Raw genomic sequence first — 8712 nt, 5'->3', positions numbered from 1 at the left:
GCAAGGCGCTTTTTGACCAATCAACAGATTTACGCTATTCCATATCCATGACTACTCGCGACCCTCGTGAAGGAGAAGTGGATGGGGTGGATTATTTTTTCAAGAGCCGTGATGAATTCGAAGAGCTGATCAGTCAAGGACAGCTGATCGAACACGCTGAATACGTAGGCAATTATTACGGTACACCAAGACAATACGTGGAAGAGACTCTTGATCAAGGAAAAGATGTATTCCTTGAGATTGAAGTCCAGGGTGCTTTGAAAGTCCGCGAAAACTTCCCTCAAGGTGTCTTTATCTTCTTAATTCCACCTTCTTTAGAAGAATTAAAAGATCGTATCGTCAACCGTGGAACAGAAACCGAAGAAAAAGTAAAAAACAGACTACTTGCGGCGAAAGAAGAAATTGATATGATGGATGCTTACGATTATGTTGTTGTAAATGACGAAATTAATCATGCCGTAACAAAAGTCCAATCCATCGTTTCCAGTGAACATTGCAAACGTGAGCGTGTTGCAAACCAATATAAGAAAGCATTGGAGGAATAAATCATGATGTTAGAACCATCCATTGATTCATTGCAGAAACAGATTAAGTCTAAATATACGCTGGTTACATTGTCAGCAAGAAGAGCACGTGAACTGAAACAAGGAAGTGCACCAATGATTGATAATCCTACTTCTCATCAACAAGTGGGAGTTGCTTTAGAAGAGATTCGTGATGGAAAACTGAGCTACACGTATTCCGACGAAATCCAGTCTCGTACAGAAACAACATAAAGCTTTAAGCTTCTCTCATATTGTAGCAAAAGCCGCGCTATTACAACCTAATAAGCGCGGTTTTTCTTATCAGTTGGTAGAAAATAGAATAGCTTCAATTAGATTTGATAGATTCATGATTAAAGGAGTGTTGTCGGATGTTAGATGGGAAGAAAATCGTACTAGGGGTATCTGGAGGAATAGCCGCTTATAAAGCAGCTGCTTTGACGAGTAAGCTAATCCAGGCTGGAGCTGAAGTGAAAGTAATTATGACTGAAAGCGCACAAAAATTTGTTGCTCCGACTACATTCCAGGCTTTATCAAGACAACCGGTTTACAGAGACACTTTCAATGAACAGGATCCATCCCAAATCCAGCATATTGATGTGGCAGACTGGGCCGATTTGTTTCTTCTTGCACCTGCGACGGCAAACATCATAGGAAAACTCTCAGGAGGGATCGCGGATGATATGCTGACAACAACTTTGTTGGCAACGGAAGTCCCTGTTTATTTAGCCCCAGCTATGAACGTACATATGTACAGTCATCCGGCTGTGATGAAGAACATGAAGCAGTTAGATGAGTGGGGGTTCAAATTCATTGAACCAGGAGAGGGTTACCTTGCCTGTGGATACGTTGGAAAAGGTCGTTTAGAAGAACCGGAAACAATTGTTCAAGTACTTGAAGAAGAGCATAAGAAAAAGCAGCTGCTTAAAGGTGTAAAGGTGTTGATTACAGCAGGCCCGACAAGGGAAAAAATCGACCCTGTACGCTTTTTCACAAACCCTTCGACAGGGAAAATGGGTTATGCACTAGCCCGGCAAGCGTCGTTCTTTGGAGCAGATGTAACCTTGGTCTCAGGACCTGTGGACCTTCCTACTCCTGGTGGGGTCCACCGAATTGATGTGACCACCGCGGAAGAGATGTATCAACAAGTCCTTGAGCATTACCATACGAGTGACCTGGTCATTAAATCTGCAGCTGTCGCTGATTATCGTCCAAGAGTGACTTATGATCACAAAATGAAAAAATCTCCTGGAGATTATGTCGTAGAAATGGAACGGACGAAAGACATCTTAATGGAACTGGGAGAAAGGAAGGAACACCAGTACTTAATTGGGTTTGCAGCCGAGACTCAAGATGTAGAAGATTATGGTAGACAGAAGCTGGAAAAGAAAAATCTTGATGCCATTGTCGTCAATAATGTATCCGAAAAAGGGGCCGGATTTGGTCATGACACGAATGTCTCGCTTTGGCTGACTAAAGATGGGGATAAGAAAGCTTTTCCTCTTATGTCCAAAGAAGAATTGGCAAAAAACATCCTGGAAGAATCAGCCCGGCACATAAAGGATGGATCTTCGTGAATATAGCAAACGTAATTGTGGATGTAGCTTCGCAAAATACGAATCGTCCTTTTGACTATAAAATACCAGAAAAATATGTAGGCATTGTCCAGCCAGGTGTACGCGTCATCATTCCATTTGGGCCTCGAAAAATCATGGGATATGTTGTTTCGCTCTCAGATTACACTGACTTTGATAAAGTTAAAAACATTATTGATGTGCTGGATGTAACACCTGCATTGACGAATGAACTTCTCCATCTCGGTAAATGGTTATCTCAGCAAACACTCAGCTATTATATATCCTGTTTACAAGTGATGCTCCCCCAAGTAATGAAAGCGAAGTATCGGAAAGAGCTTTGGAAGCTGTCAGAAGAACAGCTGGATTCAGAGCTTGATGCTGTTTTTGATGGAAGAGCCGTCATTGATTATGAGGAATTCGAACAAGCGGACGTGAGTTACCATGTTCTTCGTAAGCACATCGATGAAGGAGAAGTCGATGTGCATTACGAAGTGAAGAGCAGGGAAACGAAAAAGGTAACACCGATGGTCGAATCGAAAATGGACGAGATGGAGCTTGAGGAAGTACTTGTCGATCTTTCTCCACAGGCCAAGAAGCAACGGGCGATCGTTGAGTTCTTGATGGAAAACCAGGAACCAATGCCGAAAAAACAATTGCTTGAAACACTTTCAACGACTTCTGCTTCCTTAAAACCACTTGTTAGTCAGGGAGTCATCCGGGAATACAAGCAGGAGGTATTCAGAGACCCTTATGAGAACAGGGAATTTGAACGGACGCAGCCTTTTGAACTAACAGATGAGCAGTCACAGGCAATTCAACCGATATTGAAAACGATTGAAGAAAAGAGCCATGATGTTTTTCTGCTGCACGGAGTAACGGGCAGTGGAAAAACGGAGGTCTATCTGCAATCCATACAGCAAGTTATTGATGATGGAAAAGAAGCAGTTATGCTCGTTCCTGAAATCGCACTTACCCCTCAGATGGTAGAACGGTTCAAAGGCCGATTCGGTTCGAAAGTAGCCGTTCTCCACAGTGCTCTATCTGCAGGAGAAAAATATGATGAATGGAGAAAGATTCAGAGAAAAGAAGTACAAGTAGTCGTTGGTGCACGGTCAGCCATCTTTGCCCCTTTTTCAAATATTGGGCTCATTATCATTGATGAGGAACATGAAACAAGTTACAAGCAAGAGGATCGAACTCGTTATCATGCGAGGGACGTTGCGATCGAGCGGGCAAAGACCCATAAGTGTCCGGTCGTTCTGGGCAGTGCAACGCCTGCTCTTGAAAGCTATGCGAGGGCGGCTAAAGGTAATTATCAATTGTTGACACTATCCAAGCGAATGAACGATGCGGTTATGCCTGAAGTTGAGCTTGTCGACATGCGTGAGGAACTTCATGAAGGCAATCGTTCTATGTTTTCTCGTATTCTCAAAGAGAAAATTGAGGATCGACTGACTAAAGGAGAACAGGTCGTACTCTTTTTGAACCGCCGGGGCTATTCCACCTTTGTTATGTGCCGTGACTGCGGTCATGTTCAGGAATGTCCTCATTGTGATATTGCCCTTACCTATCACAAAAATCAAAACCGATTAAAATGTCATTATTGTTCCCATGAGGAACCAATGCCGACTCAATGTCCAGAGTGTGAAAGTAAAACGATCCGCTACTTTGGAACTGGGACGCAAAAAGTCGAGGAGGTCATCCAGCAGCTTATTCCTGAAGCGAGGGTTCTCAGGATGGATGTAGATACAACCCGGCGGAAGGGTGCCCATGAGCGGCTGCTTACAAAATTCGGTGATAAAAAAGCTGACATCCTTTTAGGGACACAGATGATCGCGAAAGGGTTAGATTTCGGAAATGTTACACTGGTTGGAGTGTTAGCTGCAGACGCGATGCTCAACCTTCCAGATTTCCGCGCATCCGAAAAGACGTTCCAGTTGCTCACTCAAGTGAGTGGAAGAGCCGGGCGCCACGACAAACCTGGAGAGGTTATTGTTCAGACGTATACACCTGACCATTATAGTATTGAACTAGCGAGTCAATATGAATATGAACACTTCTTTAACGAAGAAATGAAAATAAGGAAAGCGTTCAACTATCCGCCGTATTACTTCTTAACTTTGTTTACGGTATCCCATCCCAACCAGTTGAAGGTTCAGGAAGTGACACAAAAAATCGTCCAGTTTATGCAGCAGAAGTTATCGGATCAGTCTCATGTCCTTGGACCTACCCCTTCAGCACTGGCCAGGATCAATAATAGATATCGCTATCAATGCATGGTAAAATACAAGAGGGAACCAGAGCAGCGAAAGCTGGTAGAACGGATACTGCATTATTATGAAGATGAAATGAAACAAGAGAACGGACTACAGATCACAGTAGATTTTCAACCGTATCAGTTGATGTAAGAAAGGAGATACACTTCATGACACGCATTGCATTTATGGGGACGCCTGATTTTGCTGTCCCAGTACTTGACCGCATCGTAGAAGATGGTTACGAAGTGGTCCTAGCCATCACCCAGCCAGACCGCCCAAAAGGAAGAAAAAGGGTGATGACACCTCCACCAGTAAAAGCGGCAGCTGAGAAGCATGAAATTCCTGTTTTTCAGCCTGAAAAAATTAAAAATGAATATGAAGAAGTATTGAAATACGAACCGGATCTTATCGTTACAGCAGCTTTCGGTCAAATTCTTCCTGAGGCATTGCTTGAAGCACCTACATACGGCTGCATCAACGTTCACGCCTCCCTTTTACCTGAGTTAAGAGGCGGTGCGCCGATCCATTACGCCATACTGCAAGGGAAAAAGGAAACAGGTGTTACAATCATGTATATGGTCAAAAAACTCGATGCAGGCGACATGCTTGCTAAAGTGACTGTTCCGATCGATGATCATGATCACGTTGGCACACTGCATGATAAACTTTCTGTGGCTGGAGCGGATTTACTCGCTCAAACACTACCTTCATTGCTGGAAGGAAAAATAAAGGCAGAAGTGCAGGAGCATGAAAAAGCTACGTTTGCCTCTAATATAAAAAGAGAACAGGAACTCATTGATTGGTCGAACGATCAGCAAACGGTCTATAATCATGTCCGCGGAATGCACCCCTGGCCTGTGGCTTACACGTATTGGAATGGGAAACCTATGAAGATATGGTGGACAGAAAAAGTAAATGGCACGTTTGATCAAAAGCCGGGGACCGTCGTTGCTATTGAAGATAACGGTTTCCTCGTGCAGACAGGTGATCGAAAAGCTGTCAAAGTTACCGAGTTACAACCTTCCGGCAAAAAGAAAATGGACGGGGAAGCCTTCATTAACGGCGCTGGTCAGGCGCTTTCTGTAGGTGATCGTTTGGGGGAGAAAGATGAGTAAATATGTTTTAAGAGAAACAGCTCTTCACCTATTGACAAGGATTGGTGAACAAGGCGGTTTCAGTCACGTGTTGCTTGATCGTGAAATCAAAAAGCAAAATCTATCTACACAAGACGGAGGTTTGCTGACTGAAATCGTTTATGGAACATTACAGCGAAGAGACTTGATTGATTTTTATTTGCAACCTTACTTGACCAAGCAGAAAAAATTGAAACCTTGGGTGAAATGGTTGTTGTATATGTCCGTTTATCAGATGAAGTTTTTGGAGCGCGTACCCGACCATGCAATTCTTCATGAAGCGGTGGAGATTGCCAAGAAAAAAGGTCATAAAGGGATTTCATCGCTTACAAACGGAGTGCTTAGAAATGTTCAAAGAAATGAAGCAAGAGATCTGAATGAGATCCATGACCCCATTGAGCGCATTGCTATTGAAACGAGTCATCCGAAATGGCTTGTGGAACGGTGGATGGAGCAATTTGGGGAAACGATAACGATTGAAATGTGCCGCGCAAACATGCAGCACTTACCGATGTCTGTCAGGATTCAGCCGCTAAGGATTTCCAAATCAGAAGCGATGCAAGAGCTTGTAGACGGTGGTTATGAGGTAGAAGAAAGCATTTTTTCTAGTCAAGGTCTTATCATTAAGAAGGGAAATATCTTGAACCATCCATTATTTAAGAATGGAAAGCTGACAGTACAGGATCAGAGCTCCATGCTTGTCGCTGAGATGATGGATCTGGAAGAAGGCTTGAGTGTGCTTGATGCTTGTAGTGCTCCTGGAGGCAAAACAACTCATATCGCTGAGATGATGAAAGACGAAGGTCAAGTTCTTGCGTATGATTTACACGATAAAAAGGCTAAAATGGTAAGTAAGAAAGCAGAACAGCTGCAACTTACTTCGATTGAAGCTTCTCAGGCGGACTCAAGAAAGCTGCAAGATATTCATCCTGAACATTCATTTGATAGGATCTTACTTGATGCACCCTGCTCAGGGCTAGGAGTATTAAGAGGGAAGCCTGACATCAAATATCATAAAAAAGAAGAAGATATATACGCTTTGAGAAAAATCCAGGACGACCTTCTTGCTCATTTGGCTCCATTAATGAAGGAAGACGGAAAGTTCATTTATAGTACTTGCACGGTTGATAAGCATGAAAATGAGGAAGCCGTCAAGAGTTTCTTAAACGACCATCAGGACTTCACTGTCGATCCCTCCTTCATTAAAGATTTGCCTGAACCATTACGGAAATCAGTAGGGTTAAGCGAATATGGGTTACAAATTTTTCCTCAACAGTGGGATACGGATGGTTTTTTCCTCACAAGATTCGTGAAAAGATAAACCTTTTAACCAAGGGTGGTAAGCACTAGCGTAAAATGAGACTGTTTCCCCAGTTTTTAGGGCAAGCAGCACCAACCAGAAACGAGGTGAGTCCATGAATGGCTATTTTCTAACAGATCAAGGAAAAGTGAGAAATCATAATGAAGATTCAGGGGGAGTTTTTAAAAATGACTCTGGACAAATTCTTGCTGTAGTTGCCGATGGAATGGGTGGACACCGTGCAGGAGATGTTGCAAGCGAACTTGCGACATCTCATTTACATAAGAGGTGGCAAGAAGCTGAAGAATTAAAGACCCCTGGCCAATCCGAACAATGGGTAAGAGAATCGATTGAAGCGGTGAACCACAAAATTAAAACGTATGCGGACGAACACGATGATTGTTACGGTATGGGGACAACTATTGTCGTGGCCGTGTGCACGAGTCAGTTTGTGACGATTGCCCATATAGGAGACAGCCGCTGTTACATGGCTAATTCTTACGGATTCAAGCAGGTCACTGAAGATCATTCTCTTGTTAATGAACTTGTTCGTTCAGGACAGATAACAGAAGAACAGGCAGAGCACCACCCTAGGAAGAACGTGCTTCTTAAAGCATTAGGGACGGAATATGATATATCTGCGGATATTCATACTTTAGGATTCGAACATGAAAACCGTATCTTATTATGTACGGATGGTTTAACAAATAAAGTCGGTGATGAAGAGCTTTCGGAACTATCGGAATTTGCAGGGGATTGGGCTGAATTTTGCCAGAAGTTCGTGGAACTTGCTAACGAACGTGGTGGAGAAGACAATATTACACTTGCCGTTGTGCATTATGACAGTACAGATGAGAAAGAGGGTGCTGATTAATGCTGAACGACCGTCTCCTTAATGAGCGTTATGAAATAGGGGAGATGATAGGCGGCGGTGGAATGGCCAACGTCTATTTGGCTCACGACGTCATACTCGACCGTAATGTCGCAATAAAAGTTCTGCGCCTTGAACACGGAAATGATGAAGAATTTATAGCCAGATTCCATAGAGAAGCACAATCCGCTACAAGCTTGTCCCATCCCAACATTGTCAACATTTATGATGTCGGAGAGGAAGACGACATTTATTATATGGTGATGGAGTATGTGGATGGAATGACGCTGAAACAGTACATTCAACAGCATAGTCCGATAGAAGTTTCAGAGGCTGTAGACATAATGAAACAAGTAACTTCAGCAATTGCCCATGCTCATGAAAATGAGATTGTGCACAGAGACATTAAGCCACAAAATATTCTCATTGACCATTACGGCCATGTGAAAGTAACAGATTTCGGAATAGCTATGGCTTTAAGTGCGACAGCTTTGACTCAGACGAACTCTGTACTTGGATCTGTTCATTACCTCTCTCCTGAACAGGCTAGAGGAGGCATGGCCACGAAGAAGTCTGATGTTTACTCACTTGGGATCGTTTTCTTTGAATTATTAACAGGCCGGCTCCCTTTTTCAGGAGAGTCTCCTGTCTCGATTGCTTTGAAGCATTTACAGCATGATACACCGTCTTTAAAGAGATGGATTGAGGATTTGCCTCAAAGTGTAGAAAACATTGTGTTAAAAGCGACAGCTAAGGATCCGTTCCATCGTTATGAATCAGTTGTAGAAATGGAATATGACCTGGAAACTTCACTGGAGCCGGAACGCCAACATGAACCTGCATTCCAGCCTCCTGATGAGGACGACGGTGAAAAAACAAAAGCGATTCCAGTTATTACTCAGGATAATTATGGCGAACAGCCTGAAGAGAACACCATTGTTCATAGTCAATCCACTACACAAACCATCGTCAATGAACGAACGGATTCTAAGAGCACGAATACTAAAGAATCGACGAAGAAAAAGAAGAAA

At 43.1% G+C, this 8712-nt stretch carries 8 protein-coding genes; all 8 read left to right on the top strand.

What is annotated here, in order from left to right; all coding sequences use genetic code 11:
* A partial coding sequence (gmk, locus tag LD39_RS16660; protein WP_035550100.1) for a guanylate kinase occupies positions 1-545 on the top strand: 545 nt, incomplete at its 5' end.
* Between the two features lie 3 nt (positions 546-548).
* Positions 549-776 (top strand): DNA-directed RNA polymerase subunit omega, encoded by a 228-nt coding sequence (rpoZ, locus tag LD39_RS16655; protein ID WP_081988493.1) that lies wholly within the window; start codon positions 549-551, stop codon positions 774-776.
* A 137-nt stretch (positions 777-913) separates the two neighbouring features.
* Entirely contained in the window at positions 914-2119 is a 1206-nt protein-coding gene (coaBC, locus tag LD39_RS16650) for a bifunctional phosphopantothenoylcysteine decarboxylase/phosphopantothenate--cysteine ligase CoaBC (protein ID WP_035550097.1), read from the top strand.
* Positions 2116-4527, top strand: a complete 2412-nt coding sequence (gene priA / locus LD39_RS16645) for a primosomal protein N' (protein ID WP_035550094.1) — start codon at positions 2116-2118, stop codon at positions 4525-4527. The genes coaBC and priA overlap by 4 nt, the downstream gene beginning before the upstream one ends.
* 17 nt (positions 4528-4544) lie before the next feature.
* Positions 4545-5492: a methionyl-tRNA formyltransferase gene (fmt, locus tag LD39_RS16640; RefSeq protein ID WP_035550091.1), complete on the top strand. Its 948-nt coding sequence runs from the start codon at positions 4545-4547 to the stop codon at positions 5490-5492.
* Positions 5485-6831, top strand: coding sequence for a 16S rRNA (cytosine(967)-C(5))-methyltransferase RsmB (gene rsmB, locus LD39_RS16635; RefSeq protein WP_035550089.1), 1347 nt, complete (start codon positions 5485-5487; stop codon positions 6829-6831). The genes fmt and rsmB overlap by 8 nt, the downstream gene beginning before the upstream one ends.
* A gap of 94 nt (positions 6832-6925) precedes the next feature.
* Positions 6926-7684, top strand: a complete 759-nt coding sequence (locus LD39_RS16630) for a Stp1/IreP family PP2C-type Ser/Thr phosphatase (RefSeq protein ID WP_035550086.1) — start codon at positions 6926-6928, stop codon at positions 7682-7684.
* The coding region (pknB, locus tag LD39_RS16625; protein WP_035550083.1) for a Stk1 family PASTA domain-containing Ser/Thr kinase at positions 7684-8712 on the top strand (1029 nt) is incomplete at its 3' end. The genes LD39_RS16630 and pknB, both read left to right, overlap by 1 nt.

The sequence above is a fragment of the Halobacillus sp. BBL2006 genome, from assembly GCF_000786645.1.
Lineage (GTDB): Bacteria > Bacillota > Bacilli > Bacillales > Halobacillaceae > Halobacillus.
The sequence above is the reverse complement of the archived record's forward strand: the minus strand, read 5'-3'. Positions and strand labels throughout refer to the sequence as shown.